The 24,541-nt window shown below is 72.5% G+C and carries 19 protein-coding genes and 1 pseudogene; 7 read left to right on the forward strand and 13 right to left on the reverse strand.

The features are described 5' to 3' along the window. Nucleotides 1–65: 65 nt before the first annotated feature. The 3 genes from TR49_RS07120 (at nucleotide 66) to TR49_RS07130 (ending at nucleotide 4,553) form a co-directional block, all read left to right on the forward strand. Nucleotides 66–2,150, forward strand: a complete 2,085-nt coding sequence (locus TR49_RS07120) for a beta-galactosidase (RefSeq protein WP_042378315.1) — start codon at nucleotides 66–68, stop codon at nucleotides 2,148–2,150. 116 nt (nucleotides 2,151–2,266) lie between these two features. Further along, complete coding sequence (locus TR49_RS07125) at nucleotides 2,267–3,388, forward strand: SPFH domain-containing protein (RefSeq protein WP_236653253.1); 1,122 nt, start codon at nucleotides 2,267–2,269, stop codon at nucleotides 3,386–3,388. 55 nt (nucleotides 3,389–3,443) lie between these two features. Continuing rightward, nucleotides 3,444–4,553, forward strand: coding sequence for a TFIIB-type zinc ribbon-containing protein (locus TR49_RS07130; protein WP_042378318.1), 1,110 nt, complete (start codon nucleotides 3,444–3,446; stop codon nucleotides 4,551–4,553). Between the two features lie 7 nt (nucleotides 4,554–4,560). On the opposite strand, the gene TR49_RS07135 is transcribed toward TR49_RS07130, so the two are convergent. Genes TR49_RS07135 through TR49_RS07150 form a run of 4 tightly spaced genes read right to left on the reverse strand, consistent with a single transcriptional unit; the run spans nucleotide 4,561 to nucleotide 10,456 of the window. Beyond that, nucleotides 4,561–5,025, reverse strand: a complete 465-nt coding sequence (locus TR49_RS07135; RefSeq protein ID WP_042378320.1) for a DUF8821 family protein — start codon at nucleotides 5,023–5,025, stop codon at nucleotides 4,561–4,563. 48 nt (nucleotides 5,026–5,073) lie between these two features. Further along, nucleotides 5,074–7,953 carry an AfsR/SARP family transcriptional regulator gene (locus tag TR49_RS07140; RefSeq protein ID WP_052434072.1) on the reverse strand — a complete coding sequence of 960 codons (2,880 nt, stop codon included), beginning with the start codon at nucleotides 7,951–7,953 and terminating at the stop codon, nucleotides 5,074–5,076. A gap of 57 nt (nucleotides 7,954–8,010) precedes the next feature. Then, nucleotides 8,011–9,816 (reverse strand): hypothetical protein, encoded by a 1,806-nt coding sequence (locus TR49_RS07145; RefSeq protein ID WP_042378321.1) that lies wholly within the window; start codon nucleotides 9,814–9,816, stop codon nucleotides 8,011–8,013. Between the two features lies 1 nt (nucleotide 9,817). Next, nucleotides 9,818–10,456, reverse strand: coding sequence for a hypothetical protein (locus TR49_RS07150; protein WP_042378322.1), 639 nt, complete (start codon nucleotides 10,454–10,456; stop codon nucleotides 9,818–9,820). Nucleotides 10,457–10,860: 404 nt separating this feature from the next. Here TR49_RS07150 and TR49_RS07155 point away from each other — a divergent pair, with 404 nt between their 5' ends. Next, on the forward strand, nucleotides 10,861–11,487 hold the full coding sequence (locus tag TR49_RS07155; RefSeq protein ID WP_042378324.1) for a hypothetical protein: 627 nt from the start codon (nucleotides 10,861–10,863) through the stop codon (nucleotides 11,485–11,487). Nucleotides 11,488–11,532: 45 nt separating this feature from the next. Here TR49_RS07155 and TR49_RS07160 read toward each other — a convergent pair whose 3' ends face one another. From TR49_RS07160 to TR49_RS44935, 3 genes are all read right to left on the reverse strand, one after another. Next, the gene (locus TR49_RS07160; RefSeq protein WP_160311549.1) at nucleotides 11,533–12,435 is read right to left on the reverse strand and encodes a helix-turn-helix domain-containing protein; all 903 of its coding nucleotides are present in this window, start codon (nucleotides 12,433–12,435) and stop codon (nucleotides 11,533–11,535) included. A 283-nt stretch (nucleotides 12,436–12,718) separates the two neighbouring features. Then, on the reverse strand, nucleotides 12,719–14,059 hold the full coding sequence (locus TR49_RS07165; protein WP_160311550.1) for a C40 family peptidase: 1,341 nt from the start codon (nucleotides 14,057–14,059) through the stop codon (nucleotides 12,719–12,721). A gap of 261 nt (nucleotides 14,060–14,320) precedes the next feature. Continuing rightward, complete coding sequence (locus tag TR49_RS44935; RefSeq protein WP_084724631.1) at nucleotides 14,321–15,220, reverse strand: MerR family transcriptional regulator; 900 nt, start codon at nucleotides 15,218–15,220, stop codon at nucleotides 14,321–14,323. Nucleotides 15,221–15,545: 325 nt separating this feature from the next. Here TR49_RS44935 and TR49_RS07175 point away from each other — a divergent pair, with 325 nt between their 5' ends. Further along, entirely contained in the window at nucleotides 15,546–16,490 is a 945-nt protein-coding gene (locus TR49_RS07175; protein ID WP_042378328.1) for an amidohydrolase family protein, read from the forward strand. A 101-nt stretch (nucleotides 16,491–16,591) separates the two neighbouring features. On the opposite strand, the pseudogene TR49_RS07180 reads toward TR49_RS07175, so the two are convergent. The 4 genes and pseudogenes from TR49_RS07180 to TR49_RS07195 form a co-directional block, all read right to left on the reverse strand. Continuing rightward, nucleotides 16,592–16,990, reverse strand: a pseudogene (locus TR49_RS07180) (DnaJ family domain-containing protein); the annotation flags it as partial. A 1-nt stretch (nucleotide 16,991) separates the two neighbouring features. Continuing rightward, nucleotides 16,992–17,243, reverse strand: a complete 252-nt coding sequence (locus tag TR49_RS07185; RefSeq protein WP_042378329.1) for a hypothetical protein — start codon at nucleotides 17,241–17,243, stop codon at nucleotides 16,992–16,994. 15 nt (nucleotides 17,244–17,258) lie between these two features. Further along, the gene (zwf, locus tag TR49_RS07190; protein ID WP_042378330.1) at nucleotides 17,259–18,635 is read right to left on the reverse strand and encodes a glucose-6-phosphate dehydrogenase; all 1,377 of its coding nucleotides are present in this window, start codon (nucleotides 18,633–18,635) and stop codon (nucleotides 17,259–17,261) included. Nucleotides 18,636–18,651: 16 nt separating this feature from the next. Continuing rightward, nucleotides 18,652–20,232: a GMC family oxidoreductase gene (locus TR49_RS07195; protein WP_042378331.1), complete on the reverse strand. Its 1,581-nt coding sequence runs from the start codon at nucleotides 20,230–20,232 to the stop codon at nucleotides 18,652–18,654. A 208-nt stretch (nucleotides 20,233–20,440) separates the two neighbouring features. On the opposite strand from TR49_RS07195, the gene TR49_RS07200 reads away from it, so the two are divergent. Together TR49_RS07200 and cydB are read left to right on the forward strand one after the other, a co-directional pair. Continuing rightward, nucleotides 20,441–21,820: a cytochrome ubiquinol oxidase subunit I gene (locus tag TR49_RS07200; protein ID WP_042378333.1), complete on the forward strand. Its 1,380-nt coding sequence runs from the start codon at nucleotides 20,441–20,443 to the stop codon at nucleotides 21,818–21,820. Nucleotides 21,821–21,863: 43 nt separating this feature from the next. Next, nucleotides 21,864–22,883 carry a cytochrome d ubiquinol oxidase subunit II gene (gene cydB / locus TR49_RS07205; RefSeq protein WP_042378335.1) on the forward strand — a complete coding sequence of 340 codons (1,020 nt, stop codon included), beginning with the start codon at nucleotides 21,864–21,866 and terminating at the stop codon, nucleotides 22,881–22,883. Nucleotides 22,884–22,892: 9 nt separating this feature from the next. Here cydB and TR49_RS07210 read toward each other — a convergent pair whose 3' ends face one another. Further along, on the reverse strand, nucleotides 22,893–23,840 hold the full coding sequence (locus tag TR49_RS07210) for a cyclase family protein (protein WP_084724633.1): 948 nt from the start codon (nucleotides 23,838–23,840) through the stop codon (nucleotides 22,893–22,895). 16 nt (nucleotides 23,841–23,856) lie between these two features. Then, the coding region (locus TR49_RS07215) for a UbiA family prenyltransferase (protein WP_042378336.1) at nucleotides 23,857–24,541 on the reverse strand (685 nt) is incomplete at its 5' end.

The following is a 24,541-nucleotide window of genomic DNA, read 5'->3' on the forward strand; positions in this document are numbered from 1 at the left end:
GCACACCCCGCACCGCCCGCCGCCGGGCCCGGCGCCGAACCGCCCGCGCATCCGAAGGGATCACCATGACCACGAACCCGTCCGTCCAGCATCGCTGGATCCGTTGGCCCGAGGGCGCCACCCCCCGGCTGGGCTACGGCGCCGACTACAACCCGGAGCAGTGGCCACGCGAGGTGTGGCGGGAGGACGTCCGACTGATGCGCGAGGCGGGCGTGACCATCGTCTCGCTGGCGATCTTCTCCTGGGCCCGGCTCCAGCCCACGCCGGACACCTGGGACTTCGCCTGGCTCGACCAGGTCATGGACCTGCTGCACGAGCACGGGATCGCGGTCGACCTGGCCACCGCCACAGCCTCCCCGCCGCCGTGGCTGAGCACGTTGCACCCCGAGATCCTGCCCGTCACCCGCACCGGCGAGACGCTGTGGCCGGGCGCGCGCCAGCACTGGCGTCCCACCTCGCCGGTCTTCCGCAGCCACGCGCTGCGGCTCGTCGACAAGCTCGCCACCCGCTATGCGACCCACCCGGCGCTCGCCGCCTGGCACATCTCCAACGAGCTGGGCTGCCACAACGTCCACGACTACTCCGACGACGCCGCAGGCGCGTTCCGGCTGTGGCTGCGCGACCGCTACCGGAGCCTGGACACGCTCAACCACGCCTGGGGCACGTCCTTCTGGTCCCAGCACTACAGCGCCTGGGAGCAGATCCTGCCGCCCCGTCTGGCCGCCTCGCATCCCAACCCCACCCAGCAGCTCGACTTCAAGCGCTTCTCCTCGGACGCCCTGCGCGACCACCTGTGCGCCGAGCGCGAGGTGCTGCGCCGGATCACCCCGGACGTGCCCGTCACCACCAACTTCATGGTGATGGGCGAGACCAGGGGCATGGACTACGCCGGTTGGGCGGCGGAGGTCGACTTCGTCTCCAACGACCACTACGTGCACCCCGGCCCGCAGGCGCTGGACGAGCTCTCCTTCTCCGCCAACCTGGTCAGCGGCATCGCCGGGGGCCGGCCGTGGTACCTGATGGAGCACTCCACCAGCGCGGTCAACTGGCAGCCGGTCAACCGGGCCAAACTGCCCGGCGAGCTGGCCCGCGACTCGCTGCTGCACGTCGGCCACGGCGCGGACGCCGTCGCGTTCTTCCAGTGGCGCCAGTCCGCGGCCGGCGCCGAGAAGTACCACTCGGCGATGGTGCCGCACGCGGGCGCCGGCAGCGAGGTCTTCCGCGACGTCACCCGGCTGGGTGCGACGCTCGCCGCGCTCGCGCCCGTCGCCGGGAGCGTCCGCAAGGCGGCCCGTGCCGCGATCGTCTTCGACTGGGACTCCTGGTGGGCCGCCGAGCACGACTCCCACCCCAGCGAGCTGCTGCGCTACCGCCAGGAGGCGCTCGACTGGTACTCCGCCTTCCTTGCGCTCGGCGTCCGCGCGGACGTGGTGCCGGCCGGGAGCGACTTCTCCGGCCACGACGTGCTGGTCGCCCCCGTCCTGCACGTCGTCCCGGCCGAACTCGCCAAGCGCCTCACCGACTTCGTGCACGGCGGTGGCCACCTGGTGACCACCTACTTCTCCGGCATCGTCGACGAGAACGACCACGTCCACCTCGGCGGCTACCCCGGCGCCCTGCGCGAGCTGCTCGGCGTCCAGGTCGAGGAGTTCGCTCCGCTGTCCGACGGTGAGCAGGTCCGGCTCGACAACGGCGACACCGCGACGCTGTGGACCGAGGCCGTCACCGCGACCGCCCCCGAGGTGCGGGTCCTCGCCCGCTACGCGGACGGCCCGCAGGCCGGCCGACCCGCCGTCACCCGCCGCCCCGTCGCCGCCGGGTCCGCGGCCTACGTCTCCACCCGGCTCGGCCCGCGGCAGCTCGCCGGTCTGCTCGGCGGGCTGCTCGACTCGGCCGGTGTCGTGAGCGAGCTGCCCGCGGCCGCGCGCGGCCGCGTCGACCTCACCGTCCGCCGCGACGAGCGGGCCGAGTACTGGTTCCTCGCCAACCGCACCGACGAGCCCGTCGACCTCGCCGGGCTCCCCGACGGCGAGGTCCTGGCACGCTCCTGGCCGACACCGGCGGACGGTTCCGGTGCGGAGAACCTGGCGCCGCGCGGCGTCCTGGTGCTGCGCCTGTCCGACGGGGGCGCTCCGCCGCGCCCGGTCTGATGCGCGATGGGCTGATCAGGCCATAATGTTGCCCGGCCATCGTGATGACGTCCCGGAACCGCCGGATCAGGGGCGGGTGGCTCCAGGACGACACATGGGGGGCTGCTGTGGGTCTGATGGACCGCATCCGCGGTGAGTTCATCGACATCCTCGAGTGGACCGACGACAGCCGGGACACGATCGTGTGGCGCTTCCCGCGCTACGACAACGAGATCAAGATGGGCGCGCGGCTGGTCGTGCGCGAGTCCCAGGTGGCGGTCTTCGTCAACGAGGGCCGCCTCGCGGACGTCTTCCCGCCCGGGACCTACACGCTCGAGACGCAGAACATGCCGGTCCTGTCGACGCTGAAGGGCTGGAAGTTCGGCTTCCACTCGCCCTTCAAGGCGGAGGTCTACTTCGTCAACACGCGGCAGTTCACCGACTTCAAGTGGGGCACGCAGAACCCGGTGATCCTGCGGGACCCGGAGTTCGGCATGGTGCGGGTGCGCGCCTTCGGCGCCTTCGCGGCCCGGGTCGTCGACCCGGCCGCGCTGCTGCGCGAACTGGCGGGCACCGACCCGCAGTTCCGCACCGAGGAGGTGGGCGAGTACCTGCGCCAGCTGGTCGTCTCCAAGCTGGGCTCGGCGCTCGGCGCGGCGAACGTGCCGCTGCTGGACCTGGCCTCCCGGCAGGAGGGCATCGGGCAGCAGCTGGCCGGCATCCTGAGCGAGGACCTGGCCTCCGTCGGCATCGCGATCCCGAAGTTCGTCATCGAGAACATCAGCGTGCCCCCGGAGGTCGAGGCCGCCATCGACACCCGCTCGCGGATGGGCATCGCGGGCGATCTCGACGCCTACACCAGGTTCCAGGCGGCCGACGCGATCGCGACGGCCGCGGCGAACCCCGGCGGTGGCGGTGAGGGCGTCGGTCTCGGCGTCGGCATGGCGCTGGGCCAGCGCATCGCGCAGGGCCTGACGCCCCAGGCGCCCGCTCCCGCCGCTCCCGCCGCCGCGCCCGCGGCCCCGGCAGCGGCCGTGCCGCCGCCGCTGCCGACGGCCGCGCAGTGGTTCATCGCCGTCGGCGGTCAGCAGCAGGGGCCGTACGACGCCGGCGTGCTCGCCGGGCAGGTCGCCGCGGGCAACCTGACCCGTACGACGCTGGTGTGGCGCAACGGCCTGGCGAACTGGCAGCCCGCCGAACAGGTGGCGGAGCTCGCTGCGCTCTTCGCCGACGTCCCGCCGCCGCTTCCGCCGCAGTGACGGACCGGCTCGGCGCCGACGCAACCGACCACAGAGTGCCCAAGAGAGAAGGACCATGACGGAACAGGGCTTCGCGCCCGCGCCGGATCGCGCGTTCGAGTGCGAGGCGTGCGGCGCACGCTGTGAGTACGCGCCGGGGACGTACGCGCTGCGCTGCCCCTACTGCCGGCACGAGCAGGGGATCGTGCCGGTGCCGCGGCAGGTGGTCGAGCACCCGATCGCGGAGCTGGCCTACCTGCCGCAGCGCGCGGTGGTGCCCGCGGGCACGAAGGTGTACACCTGCCCCGGGTGCCATGCCGTGACCGAGAGCGACACGCTCAGCGACAAGTGCCAGTTCTGCGCCACCCCGCTGGTCGCGGACGCCGCCGCCATGGAGCGGATCGTGCCCGAGGCGGTCCTGCCGTTCGGGGTGACCAGGGACGAGGCGCGTGGGGCGCTCGGCGCGTGGACGAAGTCCCGCTGGTTCGCTCCGTCGAGCCTGAAGCAGGTCACCGAGGCGGAGACCTTCCGCGGCAGCTACCTGCCGCACTGGACCTACGACGCGCAGACCACCACGCGCTACACCGGTGAGCGCGGCGTGCACTACTGGGAGACCGAGACCTACACCGAGACCGTCGACGGCCAGCCCGTCACCCGCACCCGTCAGGTGCAGCGGACGGCCTGGTACCCGGCGTCCGGGACGGTCGGCCGGTTCTTCGACGACGTGCTGGTCCCGGCGAGCAGCCGGACCCCGGAGAAGCAGCTGGACAAGCTGACGCCGTGGCCGCTGCTGGAGGCCGTGCCCTACCAGCAGGAGTACCTCGCCGGCTTCCGCACCGTGCGCTACGACGTCGAACCGGAGGTGGGGCTGGAGTCCGCCAGGCAGCGGATGGCGCCGGTCATCCGGGCGGACTGCACCAGCGACATCGGCGGCGACGAGCAGCGGGTCCACTCGATGTCCACCGAGTACAGCGCGGTGACCTACAAGCTGCTGCTGCTCCCGGTCTGGTTCCTGACCTACCTCCACGCCGGCAAGCCGTGGCAGGTGATGGTCAACGCCCGCACCGGCGAGGTCATCGGCGAGCGTCCGTACAGCCCGATGAAGATCGTGCTGGCCTCGCTGGCCGCCGCGCTGCTGGTGGCTCTCGTGGTGGCCCTGGTGATGCTGAACACGTCGCACAACTGAGGACGGGTCAGTACTCACCCTTGATCACGAAGAAGGAGCCGCGGATCTCACCCGCGAGCTTCGACTTCTGCCGGGCGAACTTGAAGCGCGTCGCGAGCTCCTCGGGGACCTCCATGCCCTGCGAGAGCTTGAACCCCACGGCGCGCTTCTTCCCTTCCTCGACGCCGTACATCACGTTGACGGCAAGCCCGGACTCGTAGAACACGTACGCCATCCGCAGGCCGTCGACCTCGAACGAGGTCACCTCCAGCGGGCGGGAGGAGATGACGATGTCGCGCTCCTCGGCCAGGACGCGGTGTACCCACGCGAGCACCTCGGGCGCCTCGTCCGCAGCGGTGACCGTGAACACGTGGTCGTACTTGTTCCTGTAGTAGCGGGCCTCGTTGGCGCGCAGACCGGCGAGGGCCTCCGCGACCGGGGACGACTCCAGGCCGACGGTGGACACGTTCACGAAGTCGACGGCGTAGGGCATGCACTCTCCTGATGACGATGGACCGGACATCATCGCAGCCTACGGGCCCTACGCCGGGGACGCCGCGCCGTCGCTCGCGGCGAGCTTGGCAGAGATCCTGGCCTCGCCCGGGTGCCCGGTCCGCCGGAGCAGGGCGGCGGCCTGCTCCCAGGCCTCCCTGGCCTGCGCGACGCGGTCCTGGGCGGCGAGAGCGTCGCCCAGGTTCTCCTGGCCGACCGCCTCGCCCATCGTGTCGCCGATCCGGACCCGGATGCCGATGGACTCGCGGAAGAACGACACGGCCGCCTCGCCCTCGCCGAGGTCCACGGAGACCGAGCCCAGGCCGTCCAGCACTGCGGCCTCCAGGTACTCCAGACCCGAGCCGCGGCTGATCTCCAGCGCCTCGCGGTAGCAGTCCGCCGCCCGGTCGGGACTGCCGTTCGCGTGGTGGACGCAGCCCAGGTTGTTGAGGGTGGCGGCGACCCCGCTGAGATCGCCGACCTGACGCCGCAGCGGAAGCGCGCGCTCGAACCAGAGCACCGCCTCCTGCGACCGTCCCAGCAGGTGCAGCACGCTGGCCAGACTGCTCGTGTGGGTGGCCTCACCCGGTACGTCCCCCGACCGTCGGCAGACCTCCACGGCCTCCTGGCTCTCGGTCAGGGCCAGGTCGTACTGCTCCAGGACGCGGTGCGCCACGCTCAGCCCGCCCAGCATCCACGCCTCGCCGTCGGCGGAGCCGGCGCGGCGGGCGTGGGCGAGGCCGATGGTGAAGCACTCCAGCCACTCGGTGAGGTGTCCGCGCATGTTGAAGAAGTGCAGCAGGTTCGCCGGCAGCGTCCAGGCCTCGGTGTCCAGACCGGAGCCCCCGGCCAGCCGGGTGACCGCCACCAGGTTCGCGCGCTCGGTCTCGCACCAGGAAAGGGCTGCCGCGGCGGTGTCGAAGCACAGCCCGGCGGGGCCGGGAGCGGCCGGGTCCGAAGGGAACCGGCGGCGGTGGGAGTAGACCAGGTCCATCGCCTGTTCCGCGGTGCGCACGTACCAGCCCACCAGCCGCGCCACCGCGGCGTACCGCGGGCCCTCCTGCTCGTCCTGTGCCGCGCACTCGCGGGCGTAGCTGCGCAGCAGGTCGTGCATGCGGTAGCGGCCCGGCGCGGGTGACTCCAGCAGGCTCACGTCCACCAGTTGCTCCAGCAGCCGCTCCGCCTCCCTGACGCCGAGGCCGAACAGGGCGGCCGCGGCGTCGACGCCGATCTCGGTCAGGGGGGCGAGTCCGAGGAGGCGAAAGGCGCGCCCCGCATCGGAGACGCCCTGCCGTTCGGCCAGGACCAGCTGCGTGTAGCTCACCCGAAAGCTGGTGCGCACCGCCGCGTCCGCGGTGTCCAGGGTGTCCAGCCGCTCGCGCTCGTCGGCCAGTCGTGACGCGAGGTGGGCCACCGTCCATCCGGGCCTGCTGGCCAGGCGGCTCGCCGCGATCCGCACCGCCAGCGGCAGTCCGGCGCAGTGGGCGAGCACCTCGCGGACGGCCTCGGGCTCGGCGGCGACCCGCTCCCGGCCCACGACCGCGGCGAACAGCTCCGCGGCCTCGGCCTCCTCCCACACGTCCAGGTACTCCGTGGCCGCACCGGCCAGGCCCACCAGCCGGGTGCGGCAGGTGACCAGGACGCCGCAGCCGCCGTCGCCGGGGAGCAGCGGCCGCACCTGGGCGGCGTCATGGGCGTTGTCCAGCAGGAGCAGCATCCGGCGGCCCGCGAGCAGGGTCCGGAAGCTCGCGGAGCGCGCCTCCTCGCTGCGGGGGATCTCGCCGTCGGGCACCCCGAGGGCCCGCAGGGCGTCGCCGAGGACCTCGGCCGGGCTGAGCGGCGTCTCGCTCATGCCGCGCAGGTCGACGTAGAGCTGTCCGTCGGGGAAGGACGCGGCCACCTGATGGGCCGTGTGGACCGCCAGGGTGGTCTTGCCGATGCCGCCGGTGCCGGTGATGGTGGACACCACGACGGCGCGCGGCGCGGCCGCTCCGGCGACGGACGGCAGCAGCAGGTCCCGCAGGCGCTTCAGCGGGACCCGGCGGCCGGTGAAGTCGGGCAGATCGGCCGGGAGCTGGGCGGGGGAGCGGAACGTCGAAGCGGCGCCGCCCACGGGGGCGGCGTCCGGTTCCGGCCCCCTGGTCGCCTCTTCGGTGCCCGGTTCGAGGTCGAGCGAGGGGTCCAGGGCGAGGACGCGTCGGTGCAGCTGTTGCAGGGGCGGACCCGGGTCGGCCCCCAGCTCCTCGGCGAGCACCTGTCGGGCCTGTTCGTAGGCGGCGAGCGCATCGGCCTGCCGTCCACTGCGGTAGAGCGCGAGCATCAACTGGGCGTGGAACACCTCGACCAGCGGGTGCTGGGCCGTCAGTGCCCGCAGCTCGGCGAGGACCTCGGCATGGCGGCCCAGCCGCAGGTCCGCCTCGATCCGCCAGTCCAGGGCCTGCAGCCGCAGCTCCCTGAGCCCCTCCACGTCGGGGTGCTCGCCGGCATGGCGGGCCAGGTCGGGCAGGGGTTCGCCGCGCCAGAGCGCCAGCGCCTCGCCCAGTACCGCCGCGCACTGCGCCCACTCGCAAGCGGCCCGGGCCCGGCGGCCCCGCGCCGCGAGGTCGGTGAAGACCTGGAGGTCGAGTTCGCCGGGACGCACCTCCAGTCGGTAGCCGGTGCCCACCGCCCGCACGCGTCCCCCGTCGGCCGGGCCGAGGACGCGGCGCAGGCGCATCACGTAGCTGCGCAGCGTGGTGGCCGCGGCTTCGGTGGGCTTTCCCTGCCAGACGGAGTCGGCGAGTTCGTCGAGCCCCACGACCTGGTTGGCCCGGAGCAGCAGCGCGGTCAGCAGCGCGCGTTGCCGAGGCCCGGGCAGGTCGAGCGGCAGGCCGTCACGCCGGATCTCCAGTGATCCGAGCAGCCCGAACCACAGTCCCGGTTCCCCCATCGCGTCCCCCCGTCACGCCCGCGTGACGGCGACGATAGGAGCGTTGAACGAGGTTCGTCAATCGCCGACCGACGGGGTGAGCCAGCTGGGGCGGCAGCCCAGGGAGGCGATCCGCTCGGTGCGGATCTCGGCGTAGAGATCCAGGACGGTCGGCGGGTGGGCCCCCACCAGCGTCGCCCAGGACGGCTGGGCCGTCGCCGTCGCCGTCGCCGTCGCCGTCGCCGTGGAGCGTGGCGCGGCGGCCGCCGGGCCGGTGGCGGGGGAGCCGTCGGACAGGCAGCGCTGCTCGGCGCGCAGCCAGTTCAGCAGCGCGGTGTCGGTGGTCGCGTCGGCGCCCTGCGGCTGGGCGAGGAGCCGGCCCACGGCCGTGGCCGACCACCGGCGGGCGCGGGTGAGCGCGGGACTTCCCGAGGGGAAGCACACCGCGGCGTCGTGGATCGCGAACATCGACCAGAGCGGGTCGGCCGCCTGTCGCCCCCCGGATCCGGTGACACCGGAGAGCCAGGACCCGAACAACGCGGTGGTGCGCTGGTCGCAGGCTCCCAGCACGTCCGAGGCGGCGCCCAGGAACGCGAGGTCCTGCGCCGAACCGGGGGTCAGCTGCGCCTCGAAGGACCGCACCAGCGCGGGGGTGACGGCGTGGGGATCGTCCGCGAGCGCGGCGACGATCCCGGTGCGGGGGTCGCCGGTCACCGCACCCGGCTTGACGAGCGCCAGCTCCTGGCCGACGAGCTGACGGTCGGCGGCGGAGAGCGGCGCCGAGCGCAGGGCCGCGGTGCCGAAGCCCATGCTGATCGCGGACGGCGTCACCGACTCGGGCAGGCTGCCGTCCCAGCGCAGCGCACGCTGCGTGCACTGCGCCAGCGCGGCCGGGACGGGAGCTGCGTCGCCCGCGGCCGCGGCGTCCACCCCGACGGCCGCGTAGAGGTTGCTGATGGGGCAGGTCAGCGTCGGCGTCGCGGCCAACTGTTGTTCGAGGGAGGCGAAGTAGCCGCCCGCCGCGCGGGCGAACGAGGTGCCCGGGGCCAGCGTCGGATCCACGCCCTGCCGGACGAGCTCGGCGGTCACCGCCAGGTCCGCCAGGCCCGGCGCGCGGGTGCCGCGCTGCGCGGCGTCGTAGCGGGTCCGTACCTGGGCGGCCGGGAAGCAGTGCTGCGCGGGGACGGCGTCGGCGACGTCGACGAGCAGGCCGAGCAGGGCCGGGTCGCCCGCGCTGTCGGCGGTCCGCACCAGTGCGCAGGAGGCGTCCAACGTGCGGGCGAGAAAGGACGACAGACTGGCTGTCAGCGCCGTGTCCGCCGGGGTCTGGCGCGACTGCCGAAGGTCGCGGGCGGCCGCCTCCAGGGTGTTCAGCACCAGATTGAGGCTGCCGCCGCGCAGGTCGGCCGAGGCCAGGTAGCTGCCCAGGGCGCGCCGGCGCGCGGGGGTGAGCAGCCCGTCGTGTCCGCTGCGGTCCAGGTGCACGATGCCGAGGACGTCGACCAGCGGCTGGCCCGCGGCCTGCTGCCGCGGCAGGGAGTCCAGGACCGAGGCGAGGGAGCCGAGCACGGCGGCGCTCGGCCGCACGCCCGGGGCGGTGAACTGGGAGATCTGCACCGCGTCGACGAGCTCGGTCGTGTCCGCGGGGCCGGGGTCCACGAAGACCGGGAGCGGAGAGGAGGGTTGGAGCAGGTCGATCAGCGCGTCGGCGGGGGTGGCGCCCGTGGACGCTGCGGGGGCTGACGTGGGGGCGGCCGAACTGCCGCCAGCGAGCAGCCAGGTGCACAGCAGCGCCGCGCAGACGGCCGCCGAGACCAGGGCGAGGAGCGGGCGCGCCGCCCGGCGAAGCCGCCGGACGACGCGCCCCGTGCGGGAGGGCTCCACGTCACATGTACTTCGTACCGGAGGCGGACGGCGTGCAGGCGGTGCCCGGGAACTGCAGGTCGACCGAGGTCGTCTGGGCGAAGGAGGTGGCGAAGCCGCCGAACTGCACCTCGTACTCGCCGTGGTGGTAGGTGCGGACGTTGTTCTGCGACACCGTGTAGCTGATCTTGTCGCCGGAGATCGTCTTGAAGCCGCTGCCGGGACCGTTCCAGCTGGTGGCGACGCCGGAGATGCTGTAGGTGTCGGTGAGGGTCAGGGTGCTGGCGTTCGCCGGGCTCTTGCCCCACCAGTAGCCCCAGGAGTCGCCGTAGATCTGCCCGCTGGTGGCGCCGTAGGAGATCACGCCGTCGTTGAACTTCGCCTCGGCGCCACCGGCCACGCCAAGGCAGTTGAGCTTGCTGTCCTCGGCGAGCGACACCGTGGTGTCCGGGTGCATGAGGTCCGGGTGCACGCCCTGGGCGTGCGCGCCGACCGCGGCGAGCCGCGCGGCGGCGGCCTGCTGGATCGAGCCGGCCGCAGCGGCCTTGACCGGACCGGCCTGGGCGAAGGCCGGGGTGGCGCTGAGCGCCGCCAGCCCGGGGCCGAGCAGCGCGAGGGTGCCGAGGACGGCGGCGGCCTTGCGCTTACCTGCTTGTGCCATGTTGCTGCTCCTTGTGCGTGCCACGAAGTGCGGAAGGCGTCGTCCGACGTGGACCCGTCCCCCGGAGCGAGTCCGCCGGGTCCACGTCGCTGAAGACGGGACCAGCCTCCCGGCACGCGGTTGCGCCGCCGTGGCATCCGCGTGGCACCCCGCTCGGGGCGGGCCGGGCGTCGTCTCCACCTGGCCGAACAGGAGCGGGAATCAGCAGGTCAGAGGCCTGGGACGGCTGCGGGACAAATTGGGATGCGGCTGCGTACGGCGGCGGTTGAGGGCGCCTCGGCGAGCCTGGAACGATCAGGCGTGCCGCGATGCGGCGGGCCCAGCCGTCTCCCGCGGACTTCTCCCGCGCGGAGGTCGGCACTCTTCCGCCGCCTTCGGCCCCCGCACCCGCACGAGAGGTCCCCATGTTCCGCACCGTCCCGCACCGCACCGCAAAGGCGCTCGTCCTCGGCGCCTTGGGCCTGGCGGCGGCGGGCCTGTTGTCCTCCTGTTCGACCGCGCCCGGTCGGCACGGAGCCCTGACTGGGCCGCTCTCGCTGGCCGGTCGCCCCTCGCCGGTGACCACCCGGGCCGCAGGCTTCGAGCTCGACCCCTTCCTCGCGCACGAGAAGCGGCGCTGGGGCATCACCGTCACCCCGCAGCAACAGACCGAGCCCGTACGCCCGGACCTGGCCCGCCGGCTGTCCGGTTCGGCGACGGTGTCGGGCAGCCGGCTCAGCGTCAGGCTCTGGCTCGACAAGCAGCAGCAGCTGACGCAGATCCGCTGCTCCTTCAGCGAGAAGGACTCACCGGCCGCCGAGGGGTTCATCGACGACTGCGCTTCGGTGCGCCTCGCGGGCGCAAGCCCCTCCCGGGCCGTGGCGTACGTCCACAGCGAGCGCCGGGCCATCGCGGCGCGCGACGCCGCCCCGTCCTCGAAGGGCGCGGAGTTCGTCGCGCCCCCGAAGGCGTTGGCCGGTTTCACCTACGTCCTGTCGGCAGGGTCCGCCGACGAGGTGCTGAGCATCAGGGGGCAGGTGGGGAACGCCTGAGAGACCGGCTCGGCCCTCCCGGAGTGCGGAGGGCCGAGCCGTCGCTCACGGTGTGGTCGGGGCGGTGGCGTGCGCCGTGCAGGCCCGGTTGCTTCCGCCGGCCAGGGTGCCGCAGGCCCAGATCTGCAGGGGGGCCGAGGCGTTCACCATGGGCGAGTAGACGTCGTACCCCCAGTGCACCGGCATGGGCTCGGTCTCGCCGGACGAGTTGTCGACGTCCACGATCGCGCCCGTGGACGCGTAGGTGATCCGGCCCCACGCCGAGGAGCACGCCTTGCTGTAGCGCATCTCGACGACCATCTTCTGCACCGTGGTCACCTCCAGCGTCCGTGCGTCCTCGGTGCAGTGCATGGCCTGCGGATCCTTGCCCACGCACCCCTCGGCCAGGCAGCCCGGCAACGCCGTGGCGGCGGGCGACGCCGTGTGACGGGCGGCCGCGGCGCTCGCCGCGGCGGCCGGTGTGCGACCGTCGTGGGCGTGGGAGAGCTCGGGCACGAGCACGACCGCGGCAATCGAGGCCGCGACGAACAGACCGACCGGAACCAGCCTGCGCCGCCGCCTCGGACCGGTGGCGGCCTCGGCCGCCGCCGAGGGCTGCCCCGGTCGATCCGACGTCGCCACCGCGTCGGCTGCATCCGCCGCCTCACCCGCTTCTGCCTGCTGCGGTTCGACCGGGACGGCGTCGCCGCCCTCGGCGGCTCCCGCCGGACCCCCGGGCGCCGCCTCCTCGGTGGCCCGCGCGACGGACGCCTGCTCCCAGAGGACCAGCAGATCCGAGACGTCGCGTCCCAGTCCGGGCCCCAGACTCTCGACGGCGGCCCGCGGGGGGAACTGCTTCCCGTTCAGCCAGCGTTCCCAGGACGACCTTGAATAGTGGGTGCGTTGTCCCAACTGGGTGTAGCTGAGCCCCGAGATCTCCTTGACGACCCTCAATTCCGCGCGAAGCATTTCGCCGGAATCCCCCTGGGCCTGATCACCGGAGAATGTTGTGCTTTCCATCGGTTGCCGTTTCTGACCATGCAGTGTCGACACACGGCCGACGGAAACGGAATAGAAGATTCGCCCCCGTCACTCCCCATGCCCCCCTGCTCTGACGAGTGCGGAAATGATCATACAAGTCCTCAGGTGGTGCTCCGGAATGACCCTTTGACGATTTCCGGCTGCGGCGGCAGCAAACGAGCCGGGCCCCGAGGGGCCCGGCTTCTCTTGTCATGCGGGGAGGGGAACCGGCTCAGTACTGGTAGTAGCCGATGACGGTGCCGCCCGCGGAGACCGGGTCGGTGCGCACGATCGTGCCGGTCTCCAGCGCGTTGATCATCTGCCCGTTGCCGATGTAGACGCCCACGTGGTGCGTCGACGACGCGCTGCTGCCGAAGAAGACGAGGTCGCCCGGGACGGGCGAACTCACCCGGGTCATCTCGGCGATCTGGTCGCCGGTGGCGCCGGCCCCGAGGACGTCCTGACCGTAGGCCAGGTCGTAGACCCAGCGCGCGAAGCCGGAGCAGTCCAGGCCGATCGCCCCGGGGTCGGTGCAGCTGAGCGACTGCGGATCGCCGACGCAGGTGCCGGTGGACGGCCCCGGGGTGCCCTCGTGGCCGCCGCCCCAGACGTACTGGATGTTCCCGCCGTTCCAGCCCGGTTCGGCCGAACCGTTCTCGATCGCCTGGGCGTACGCGACGATCCTGGAGAGCACGTCCCCGGAGGGCGGAGGCGGCGGGGTGGTCGACTGGCCCGTGCCGTAGAGCGCGGCCTTGGTGTTCGGTCCGACGACGCCGTCGGCGGCCAGCCCCTGACTGGTCTGGTAGTTCTTGACGGCGGCGAGGGTGCCGGGGCCGAAGTCGCCGTCGACGGTGAGGCCTGCTCCGTGGGTGTTGAGGAGGTCCTGGAGCTCCGTCACGCAGCCGTCGTCCTCGCCCTGGGCGATGTCCGCGGGGCAGGCCGGGGAGGTCAGGTTGACCGGCGCCGGAACGGAGCTGCCGGAGCCCGCGAGCGAGGCCTTGGTGTTCGGGCCGACGATGCCGTCGGCGGAGAGGCCGTGGGCGCTCTGGTAGTTCTTGACGGCGGCGAGGGTGCCGGGGCCGAAGTCGCCGTCGACGGTGAGGCCTGCTCCGTGGGTGTTGAGAAGGTCCTGAAGCTCCGTCACGCAGCCGTCGATCTCGCCCTCGGCGATGTCCGTCGGGCAGGCCGACGAGGTCAGCGTGACCGGTGCCGGAACCGAGGTGGCGTCGAGCGAGGACTTCGTCAGCGGGCCGACGACGCCGTCGGCGGAGAGGCCGTGGGCGCTCTGGTAGTTCTTGACGGCGGCGAGGGTGCCGGGGCCGAAGTCGCCGTCGACGGAGAGGCCTGCTCCGTGGGTGTTGAGGAGGTCCTGAAGCTGCGTCACGCAGCCGTCGATCTCGCCCTGGGCGATGTCCGTCGGGCAGGCGGACGAGGTGAGCGCGATCGGTGCCGGAGCGGACGCCGCCGAGGCGGGCGACGCAGCGCCGAACAGGCCGAGGGCGGCCGCCGAGGCGGTGGCGGCCGCGGCGACCCAGGGCCGGAGCCGCACGAAGTACGGCGCGCGAGTAGGCATGGCCATGCCAATCCTTCTCTTGTCGGGGACGGAGGAATGGAGTTCACACACGGGCGACGCCCCCGACCGACCCGAGGCCGGATCCGACGGGCGGCGCCGGGGACAACCCTCGCGCCGCCGCGCGCATCTGTCAGCACCGCCGCCGCCTCCTGGGACACGCACAGCCGTCCCAGGGCGCTGACCAGCGATTTGGGACATCCCTGGGGACATGCCGGCAGGCGTTGACCCGCTGCTGACCACGAAGAGTGATCCGAACGTCGCCTACTTCGAAACGCCGTCGGTGACGCCGCCGTCGCCCGCGTCGGCTGAGGCGGGGGAGAGGGGCAGGCCGGGAATGCTCTCCAGGTCGGACAGGACGAGTTCGCGGTCCTCGGCCTCGGCGATGTCGTCCGCGGCGGCAAGGGCCTGCTCGGCCCAGGCGCGGGCCTGGTCCTTGTCGCCCTCGACGGCGGCGGCGCGGGCGAGCGCCTCGAACGCGAAGGCCAGGTCCCAGTCGCCGATCCCGTTCTCCCGGCAGATGTCCAGGCAGCGTCGGGCGTGGTGCAGCGCGGGTTCGGCCCGTCCGAGCACCGCGTAGACGCGGGAGCACTGCCACTCGCCGCGGCTGCGGTTGACGGCCGTGCCGACCTGTCCCCAGTGGTGGCGGGAGGCGTGGGCCATGTGGAGCATCCGGTCGTCTTCCTCGGCCGAGCGGTCCTCCTGCTCCAGGAGCCGCCACACCCCGTTGAACAGGTCGACGGCGAGCTGTCGCTCGTCCGAGGGGGCGGTCTCGGTCGTGGGCCGGGTGCCGGTCATGGTGCTGGTGGTCCCTTCGCTGATGAGGTGGTCGGTGCGGTGGAGGGCGCCTCGGATCCGGTCCAGTCGGGCCTGGAGCCGTCGGCGGTGCTGCGTCAGAACGCGTGCGGTGGCGGCTTCCTGGTCGCCGTCCGCGGCCAGGCAGGCGCGGACCTGCGCCAGCGGTACGTCCACCGCGCGCAGCGTCTGGATCAGGCGGGCCGCTGCGACCTGGTCCGGCCGGTAGTAGCGGTACCCGGTCCCGGGATCGACGACCGCCGGCTCCAGCAGACCCACCCGGTCGTAGTGCCGCAGGGCTTTCGTGGTCAGGCCGGTCTGACGGGCCAGGTGGCCGATCGTGACCAGCCGGTCCGTTCTCTCGTTCACAGCCCGAATGTAGAACCTTGCCCCGCGGCAAGCTCAAACCCTCGCCGGACACGGCCGCGCCACCACCGGGTCGCTGCGCTCCCCTGCGCCGCAGGACCCGCGCGATGGCATGCGCGATGGCATGGTGTGGTGGCTCCCGCGCCGTCCGGGGGGTTGTGCGCGGGAGCGCTCCCAAGAGGATCCCCCGCGTCCGCCCACCCTGTCCAGAGGGCGTCCCGCGCAGCCTCGAAGGCGATCTTTGCGCCGTGGTTCCCGCCGCTCGCGCCACGGGCGGAGCCGGGGCGGGGGTGGACTCGCCCGGGTGTCAGGCCCGAAGGTGGGCTACATGAGTGATCACCACGTGCCGCCGAGCGATCCCGCCGACTCTCCCGAAGCGGCCCCGACCACGAGCGCGAGTGCGGAGGCCGCCGAGGTGCGGCGCTTCTGGGGCCGGCTGGGTCTGCCGGGGCTCGTCGACGTGCACACGCACTTCATGCCCGAGCGCGTTCTGCACAAGGTCTGGGACTACTTCGACACGCAGGGCCCGCTGATCGGCGGGGCGGAGTGGCCGATCACGTATCGCGCGGAGGAGGCGGAACGAGCGGCCGTGCTGCGGGAGTTCGGCGTCCGGGCCTTCACCTCGATGCTCTACCCGCACAAGCCCGGCATGGCCCGGTGGCTGAACGGGTGGGCGGCCGACTTCGCCGCCCGGACGCCCGAGTGCCTGCACACCGCCACCCTGTACCCCGAACCGGGCGTGGAGGCCTACGTCCGCGAGGCCGTCGAGTCCGGCGCGCGCGTCTTCAAGGCGCACGTCCAGGTGGGGGCCTACGACCCGGCCGACGAACTGCTGCGACCGGCGTGGGGCCTGCTGGCCGAGGCGGGGGTTCCCGTCGTGATCCACTGCGGCTCCGGACCCGCGCCGGGCAAGCACACCGGTCCCGAGCCCGTCGCCCGGGTACTGGAGCGCCACCCGAGGCTGCGGCTGATCGTCGCCCACCTCGGCATGCCCGAGTACGAGGACTTCCTCGACCTGGCCGAGCGCTTCGGAGAGGTGCGGCTCGACACGACGATGGCTTTCACCGACTTCACCGAGCAGATCATGCCCTTCCCGCGCCGGGCCCTGCCCCGCCTCGCGGCGGTCGGGGACCGCGTGCTGCTGGGCTCCGACTTCCCCAACATCCCCTACCCCTACCTGCGGCAGCTCCAGGCCCTGGAGGGGCTCGGCCTCGGGGACACGTGGCTTCGAGCCGTGTGCCACGACAACGCGGCCGTGCTGTTCGGGCTGTGAACGCGTGAACGGGGTCAGGCGGCGCGTCTGTGCAGCAGACGCCGCAAGAGTCCGCGCGGCCGGGGGATCTCCGGCGGCGGGGCCGCAGGCTCCTGTGGCTGCCCCGGACGGTGCGCGCGCCAGTCGCGCACCACGTCCTCGACGTCGTAGGGAACCAGGTTGAGCGGGGGACCGTCGGTCGGCTCGCGCAGCGACGCGCGGATCTTCTCGTTGACGTCCAGCACGATCCGCCGCGCCTCCGCCTCGGTCGCGGCGGTGGACGCGGCGGCGAGCGCGTCCTCGGCCTCCTTGCGCAGGGCGAGCGTGGGCGGCAGGAAGGACAGCCCCTCCCGGGCGAGCTTCTGCCTGACCCACCACAGCTCGTCGTAGGGCTCGTCGACGTCCGGCAGGGGCTTGCCGGAGCCCGGCAGGTTCTCGAACTCGCCCCGTTCCTGCGCCTCCCGGATCTGCTGGTCGACCCAGGACTCGAAGCTGACGCCCGCGGGCTTGCGCTCGGTCATGCTACGAGCCTCGCATGATCTGCGCGACGGACAGCGGGTCCTCGCCGAGTTGGACCAGGCGTTCCGCGAGCCTGCGGTTCTCGGCGTCCTTGGTGTTGTCCAGCTCCGCGATGTTGGCGAGCGCGGCGTTCGCGCCCTCCTCCGCCCCGTGCTGGAACACCCGGCGCAGGAGGTCGTCCGCGGTGGCGCGGGAGAGGTCCGGCGCCAGCCGCAGCAGCTCGTCCGTGTAAAGGTCGACGGGATGCGGTTCCATGCCACCATGGTCCGCTCAGGCGGAGGGATCGTGCCAGCCGTCGCCCTCGGGGAGCAGCGCGTCCGCCTCCCTGGGGCCCCAGGTGCCGCGCGCGTAGGGGTGGACGGGGGCCACGTCGCCGAGGATCGGGTCGACGACACGCCACGCGGCCTCGACGGTGTCCTCGCGGGCGAACAGCCAGCGGTCGCCGTCGAGCGCGGCCCCGATGAGGCGGTCGTAGGGACGCATGTCGGAGCCGGGGATCTCGCTGAAGGAGAGCTCCTCGTGCTTGGCCTCCCAGGCCCCGCCGGGAACCTTGCCCGCCAGGGTGAGGCCCACCTGCGTCTCGGGCCAGATCCGGAACCGCAGACTGTTGGCGGCGGGGGTGGGCCGCAGCCCGAAGACGTCGTGCGGGGCCGGACGGAAGTGGATGGTCACCTCGGTGGCGGTGACGGGCATGCACTTGCCGGCGCGGATGAGGATCGGCACGTCCGCCCAGCGCCAGGAGTCGGCGGCGAGCCGGACGGTCGCGAAGGTCTCGGTCGTCGAGCCCGGCGCGACGCCGTCGACGTCGAGGTAGCCCTCGTACTGCCCGCGCACGATGTGGCGTGCGTCGAGCGGCCGCAGCGAGTTGACGACGTTGGACTTCGCGTCGCGCCAGGACTCCAGCCCCCGTCCGGCGGGGGGTTCGGCCAGCACGGTGGCCAGCACCTGGAGCATGTGGTTCTGCACGACGTCCCGGACGGCGCCGGTGCGGTCGTAGAACCGGCCGCGGTCGGAGACGTCGAACGCCTCCGCCATGGTGATCTGGATGCTGCGGACGTGCGTCCGGTTCAGCAGCGGCTCGATCACGGAGTTGGCGAACCGGGCGAAGAGCACGTTCTCCACCGGGTCGAGGCCGAGCCAGTGGTCGACCCGGTAGATGGCCTCCTCGGGGAAGTACTGGTGCATGGTGTCGTTGAGCGCGCGGGCGCTGGCCAGGTCGGTGCCGAACGGCTTCTCGACCATGACCCTCGCGCCCTCCGCGCAGCCGGCGCCCGCGATGCCCTGGGCGATCCGGCCGAACAGCGGCGGGGGCACCTCCAGGTAGTACAGCGCCTGCCTGCCGCCACCCATCTCGCGCGTCATGGCCGCGTAGGTCGCGTCGTCGTCGAGGTCGCCGTCGACGTAGCGCAGCAGCCCCAGCATCTTCGTCGCCGCGGGCGTGGCCGGGTCCATGCCGTTGAGCTTCAGCGACGCCTCGGCGTAGTCGCGGAACTGCGGAAGGCCCCAGCCGCTCTTGGCCACGCCGATGACCGGCTTGTCGAGCACGCCGCGCTCCACGAGACCGACCAGCGCGGGGAAGGTCTCCAGCTTGGCCAGGTCGCCGGTGGCGCCGAAGATGACCAGAGCGTCCATCTGGTTGCTTGCCATGTGCTGACCCTCCTGCTCACCCGAGGCGCTGGGCGATGTGGTCGCCGACGCGCAGGGCGTTGGCGATGGCCGTCAGCGACGGGTTCACGGCGCCGATGCTCGGGAAGAAGCTGGTGTCCACGACGTAGAGGTTGTCCAGGTCGTGGGCCTTGCAGTTGACGTCCAGGGCCGAGGAGGCGGGGTCGGCGCCGAAGCGCACGGTTCCGGCCTGGTGGGCGGTGGCCCCGATGGGCATCCCCTTGTGCAGGTAGATGCTGTGCGGGATCAGGTGGTGCTCGTGCATGCCCAGACGCCCCAGCATGCCCTGGAGTTGGTGGCGCAGCCGGTTCAGCCCGGCGATGTTGTTCTTCTCGTCCAGGGCGAGGTGGACGTTGTCGTCCTTGTCGAGCGTCACCCGGCTGCCCGCCAGCGGCAGGTCCTCGCCGCACAGCCAGAAGTCGACGGCGTGGTGGGCGAGCACCTCGAACGGCATGTCGGGGGAGGCCAGGCCGGCCCAGCGCGGGGCCTCGCCGTGGATCTGGTCGGCGTCGGACTTGCCCAGCATCTGGATGCCGCCCATGGGGAACTCCCAGTCGTCCCCGGCCAGGTACCAGTCGTGCAGGGCGAGCGTCTTCTGGAAGGCGGTCGGGTTGGGCTCCTTCGAGACCGCCATCAGCGCCAGGTTGTTGTGCCGCATGTAGTGGCGGCCCACGACGTCGGAGCTGTTCGCCAGCCCGGCGGGGTGCCGGTCGTTGGCGGAGCGCAGCAGCAGTACGGCGGAGTTCACCGCGCCGCAGGAGACCACGACGATGTCGCCGGTGAACGTGCGGGTCCCGCCGTCGTCCATGCGCGCGACCACGCCGGTGACGGTGCGGCCCGAAGGGTCGGTCTCCAGCCGGCGCACGTCCGCATGGGTGACCAGCCGCACGTTGTCGTGGCGCAGCGCCGGGTCGACGCAGACGACCTGGGCGTCGGACTTCGCGCCCAGCAGGCACGGGAACCCGTCCACGCGGTCGCAGCGGATGCACACGCTGCCGTGCGTGGCGGCCCCTCGCTCGTCCTGGGTCAGGTTCACGCCGATGGGCAGGTGGAACGGGTGTAGGCCCTGCTTCTCCAGGTCGTCGCTGAGCTGCTGGATCCGCGGCTCGTGGGCGACCGGGGGATAGGCGTACTGGGCGCTCGCCGGGCCCTCGGTCGGGTCCTCGCCGTGCCGGCCGTGGACGAGGTAGAGGTGCTCGGCCTGGGTGTAGTAGGGCTCCAGGTCCGCGTAGCCGATGGGCCAGGCGGGGGAGACCCCGTCGTGGTGGCGCAGCTCGCCGAAGTCCTCGGGGCGCAGCCGGAACAGCGCGGCGCCGTAGAACTTGGTGTTCCCGCCGACGTAGTAGTTGACCTCCGGCGGGAAGGCGTTGCCGTCCTTGTCGTACCAGTACTCCGGGGCCCGGTACTTTCCCTTGACGAAGACGGCCGTCGAATCCCAGTTGTCCCGTTCGCGGGGCAGATAGCCGCCGCGTTCCAGGATCAGGACCCGCTTACCGGTGGACGCCAGCCGGTGGGCGAGTGTGCCACCGCCCGCACCGCTGCCGATCACGATGACGTCGTAGTGCTCGTTGTCAGCCAAGAGGACTCCTCACACGCACCCGGTTTCCACGCTAGGGCGAGTGCTGTCCGGTTGCGACCGCACGGGAGTAGATCGAATGTGTGTTCGCATGCGGCCGAATGGCTGAGGCTCGGCATGTTGCCGTCTCCCCGCCCGGCCATGCGTGATTCACTCGCGGAGAAAAGTGGTCTTATGTACGAAATGCACCGACGAGGCGGCGGGGAGCACCGTGAGTCAACTCGACCTTGCACGGCTCCAGTTCGCCATGACCTCGATCTACCACTTCCTGTTCGTCCCGGTCACCATCGGCCTCGGCTTCCTCACCGCGCTGCTCCAGACCGCCTGGCACCGCACCGGCCTGGCCGACTACCTGAGGCTCACCAAGTTCTTCGGCACCCTGCTGCTGATCAACGTCGCGGTGGGCGTGGTGACCGGCCTGGTCCAGGAGTTCCAGTTCGGGATGGACTGGTCCGTCTACTCCCGCACCGTGGGGGACGTCTTCGGCGCACCGCTGGCCATGGAGGGGCTGGCCGCGTTCTTCCTGGAGTCGACCTTCCTCGGGCTGTGGGTGTTCGGCTGGGACCGGCTGCCGAAGCGCGTCCACCTCGCCACGATCTGGGCCGTCGCCCTGGGCGGAGCCCTTTCGGCGGCGTTCATCATGGCGGCCAACTCCTGGATGCAGCACCCGGTCGGATACACCGTCAACCCCACGACCGGTCGGCCGCAGCTCAACGACGTGTGGAAGCTGTTCACCAACCCCGTCTTCCTCCGCGGCTATCTGCACGTGCTGCTCGCCTCCGTGGTCACCGGGGCGGTCGTGATGCTGGCGGTCTCGGCCTGGCAGCTGCGCAAGGGGCGCGCCCCCCTGGTGTTCCACGCCTCGGCGCGGCTGTCCCTGGTGGTCCTCGTGCCCACGATCCTGGTGGCGATGCTGGTCGGCAGCGAGCTCGGCGTCACCGAGGGCAAGTACCAGCCGATGAAGATCGCCGGCGCCGAGGCCCAGTGGACCACCTGTCAGCCGTGCTCCTTCTCCCTCATCCAGGTCGGCGGCGGGAAGAACGACGAGACGCCGACGAAGATCGTCGAGATTCCGCACCTGCTCTCGCTGCTGGCCACCAACCACTGGAACGGCAAGGTCCTCGGTCTGAACACGGTGCAGAGCCAGTACGAGGCGCAGTTCGGCCCCGGGAGCTACGTGCCGAACATCTTCATCCAGTACTGGGCGATGCGGGTGATGGCCTACCTCGCGGTGGTGGTGCTGCTGGTGGGTCTGTGGGGGCTGTGGCTGCTGCTGCGCAGGAGACTCAGCGGGGCCAAGGTCTTCCAGCGGGTGGCGACCTGGGCGGTCGTCCTGCCCTTCCTGATGAACACCGCCGGCTGGCTGCTCACCGAGAGCGGCCGCCAGCCCTGGATCGTCCAGGGCCTCCAGCTCACCCGGAACGCCGTGTCGCCGTCGATCAGCACCACGACGGTCGCGATCAGCATCCTCGTCTTCTTCGTCCTGTACGCCGCGCTCGCCGTCGTGGAGATCGTCCTCATGGCCCGCTTCGCCCGCCGCGAGCCCGCCGCGCCGACCAGCGAGCTCCCGCAGCCGGCCCCCGTCTACTGACCCCTGCCGAGACCTACCGACACCGCACCAACGAGGTCGCACGATGGCGCTCGCCACCTTCTGGTACATCCTCACGGCCGTGCTGTGGACCGGCTTCTTCGTCCTGGAGGGCTTCGACCTCGGCGTCGGCCTGCTGCACACCGTGGTCGCCAGGGACGAACCCGGCAGGCGCGCCGCGATCGGCACGATCGGACCGCTGTGGGACGGCAACGAGGTGTGGCTGATCGTCGCCGCCGCGGCCATGTTCGCCGCCTTCCCCGGCTGGTACGCCACCCTGTTCTCCGGCTACTACCTGGTGCTGGTCCTGGTCCTGGTCGGCCTGATCCTGCGCGGGGTCTCCTTCGAGTTCCGCGACAAGGTCGAACGGTCCGGCTGGCGCCGCACCTGGGAGACCACGCTCACCGTGGGCAGCCTGCTCGTGCCGTTCTTCCTCGGCGTCATGCTGGGCGGGATGCTGCACGGCATCCCGATCGGTCAGGACCAGGAGTTCTCCGGCACGTTCGCCGACCTGTTCTCCGGATACGCCGTCTTCACCGGCGTGACCCTGGTGCTGCTGTGCCTCCTGCACGGCGCGGTCTTCCTCACCCTGCGGACCACCGGCACCGTCCGCGGCCGGGCCCGGTTGCTGGCCCGGCGCATCGCGCCGGTCACCGCCCTCGCCGTGCTGGCTTTCCTCCCGTGGACCCACTCCACCGCCGGCAAGGGCGTCCTGCCCAGCATCATGCAGTTGATCGCGGTCCTCCTCGTGCTCGCCGCGGCCTGGCTGGTGACGGCCGGTCACGAGGGCTGGGCCTTCACGGCGACCACGCTGACCATCGCCACCTGCGTGCTGTCGGTCTTCGTCGACCTCTACCCCCACCTCATCGTGTCCAGCACCAACCAGGCGTACGACATCACCGTCAGCAACGCCGCCTCGGGGAACTACGCGCTCAAGGTCATCTCCGTGGTGGCCATCGTCCTGCTCCCGGTCGTGCTGGCCTACCAGGGCTGGAGCTACCACGTCTTCTGGCGCCGCGTGTCACCCGAAACGTACGACGGCGGCGCCGCGCAGCCCGCGAAGTGACCTCCCTCGTCACAGCACCGCGATCGGGTTGACGGGGCAGCCGGTGCCGCCGCGCAGCCGCAGCGGAGCGATGACGCACAGGAACGACCAGCGGCCCTCGGCCGCGCACAGCGGTGCCAGCCCCTCGAAGTCGAGATAGTCCAGCAGGTGCAGCCCCAGGTCGTGGATCGCGAGCACATGGACGGGGAAGCCGACGCCGTCCACCAGGGTCGGGGCGCAGTCGTTGTTGCCGTCACCCCCGAGGACGGCGATCCGCCGCTCGGCGAGTAGCGTCACCGCCTCCGGATGCAGGCCCGCCCGGGTCTCGGCCGCCTCCCACGGGCCGAGCTCGCGCCAACGGCGGCGGTGCCCGACCCGCACGAACAGCAGGTCCCCCTCGCCGAACCGCACCCCCTGCGCCTCCTCGGCGGCCAGGAGGTCCCCGGCCGTCACGAACTCCCCCGGCTCCAGCCACGGCACGCCCCGCAGCCGTGGGATGTCCAGCAGGACCCCGCGGCCCACGATCCCGTCCGCCGCCGCGGTGACGGCCAGGGCCTCGGCCCCCGCGTCGGTCAGCGTGTCCGCGGGGACGCCCCCGTACAGCGTGCCGTCGTAGACGACGTGGCACAGGGCGTCGAGGTGGCTGTCGACGTCGCCGTGCACGTTCATCTCGACCCGGTCCCGGGCGAAGTCCAGTCCCTCGTCCGGCATCCGACCCGCGATCGCGCCGGTCATGGGATGCCGGGCCGGGTCCGGGTTCCCCGGCGTCCGCTCCGTCGCCACAGCCGCACCCAGCCCGACCTGACGTCCTGCCCGCACCTCGGCCGCGGCGGCGAGCACGTGCGCGGGGGTGACGCGCGCCAGGGCGCCGCGGGCGGGGTTCCCGGACGGGGCGAGGCCGCCGAGCCGCCGCCGCAGGTCCTCGAAGGCGGCCCGGCTCAGTCGGTCGGTCCCGGCGCCGGGCGGTGATCCGTCCATCGTCTCGTCCTTCCGGTCAGTGCAGGGCCGCGCCGCGCAGGAGCAGCAGGGCCAGGTCGAGGGCGCTGAGGCCGATGGTGAGCAGGAACGGGAGGCGGCTGTCCGGCCGCCGCGCGCCGGGGAGCGCGGCGGCCGCCGTCAGCGCGGTGGCGAGGGCGAGGCCCGTCCAGCCGACCGGGCCCGGTGGGCCTGGCGGCCCGAGAGCGAGCAGGGCGGAGGCGCAGAGCAGTGCGAGCGCGGCGAGGGCCCGGCTGCGGGTTGCGCCCAGGCGGTGGGGGAGCCCGCGGACACCCTGGGCGAGATCGGCGTCGATGTCCGGCAGCACGTTCGTCAGGTGGGCTCCCACGCCGAGCAACGCGGCGGCGGCGAGCAGCCAGCCCGGCGGCCAGGGACGGCCCGGCAGGCCGAGGGTGACGAAGGCCGGCAGCAGCCCGAAGGCGAGGGCGTAGGGGAGCCAGGACCAGAGGGTTCGCTTCAGCAGGGCGTTGTAGGCGAGCGCCGAGGCCACCCCCGTCAGGTGCGCGGCCCCCGCGGCCGCACCGGAGGCGAGGGAGAGCGGCACGCAGGCGACGCCCGCCCCGCAGGCCGCGGCCCGCGCGGTCGACGCGGCCAGCGCCCCGGCGGCCAGCGGCTTGTCGCGGCGTCCCGCCGCGATGTCCCGCCGCACGTCGATGACGTCGTTGCTCCACCCGACGCAGAGC

The organism is Streptacidiphilus melanogenes (assembly GCF_000787835.1).
Classification (GTDB): Bacteria; Actinomycetota; Actinomycetes; order Streptomycetales; family Streptomycetaceae; genus Streptacidiphilus; species Streptacidiphilus melanogenes.

What these genes read in the sequence shown, in the direction of transcription:
- TR49_RS07120 (WP_042378315.1), top strand. Translation starts at nt 66, where the DNA reads ATGACCACGAACCCGTCCGTCCAGCATCGCTGGATCCGTTGGCCCGAG.
- TR49_RS07125 (WP_236653253.1), top strand. Translation starts at nt 2,267, where the DNA reads ATGGACCGCATCCGCGGTGAGTTCATCGACATCCTCGAGTGGACCGAC.
- TR49_RS07130 (WP_042378318.1), top strand. Translation starts at nt 3,444, where the DNA reads ATGACGGAACAGGGCTTCGCGCCCGCGCCGGATCGCGCGTTCGAGTGC.
- TR49_RS07135 (WP_042378320.1), bottom strand. Translation starts at nt 5,025, where the DNA reads ATGCCCTACGCCGTCGACTTCGTGAACGTGTCCACCGTCGGCCTGGAG.
- TR49_RS07140 (WP_052434072.1), bottom strand. Translation starts at nt 7,953, where the DNA reads ATGGGGGAACCGGGACTGTGGTTCGGGCTGCTCGGATCACTGGAGATC.
- TR49_RS07150 (WP_042378322.1), bottom strand. Translation starts at nt 10,456, where the DNA reads ATGGCACAAGCAGGTAAGCGCAAGGCCGCCGCCGTCCTCGGCACCCTC.
- TR49_RS07155 (WP_042378324.1), top strand. Translation starts at nt 10,861, where the DNA reads ATGTTCCGCACCGTCCCGCACCGCACCGCAAAGGCGCTCGTCCTCGGC.
- TR49_RS07160 (WP_160311549.1), bottom strand. Translation starts at nt 12,435, where the DNA reads ATGCTTCGCGCGGAATTGAGGGTCGTCAAGGAGATCTCGGGGCTCAGC.
- TR49_RS07165 (WP_160311550.1), bottom strand. Translation starts at nt 14,059, where the DNA reads ATGCCTACTCGCGCGCCGTACTTCGTGCGGCTCCGGCCCTGGGTCGCC.
- TR49_RS07175 (WP_042378328.1), top strand. Translation starts at nt 15,546, where the DNA reads ATGAGTGATCACCACGTGCCGCCGAGCGATCCCGCCGACTCTCCCGAA.
- TR49_RS07185 (WP_042378329.1), bottom strand. Translation starts at nt 17,243, where the DNA reads ATGGAACCGCATCCCGTCGACCTTTACACGGACGAGCTGCTGCGGCTG.
- zwf (WP_042378330.1), bottom strand. Translation starts at nt 18,635, where the DNA reads ATGGCAAGCAACCAGATGGACGCTCTGGTCATCTTCGGCGCCACCGGC.
- cydB (WP_042378335.1), top strand. Translation starts at nt 21,864, where the DNA reads ATGGCGCTCGCCACCTTCTGGTACATCCTCACGGCCGTGCTGTGGACC.
- TR49_RS07210 (WP_084724633.1), bottom strand. Translation starts at nt 23,840, where the DNA reads ATGGACGGATCACCGCCCGGCGCCGGGACCGACCGACTGAGCCGGGCC.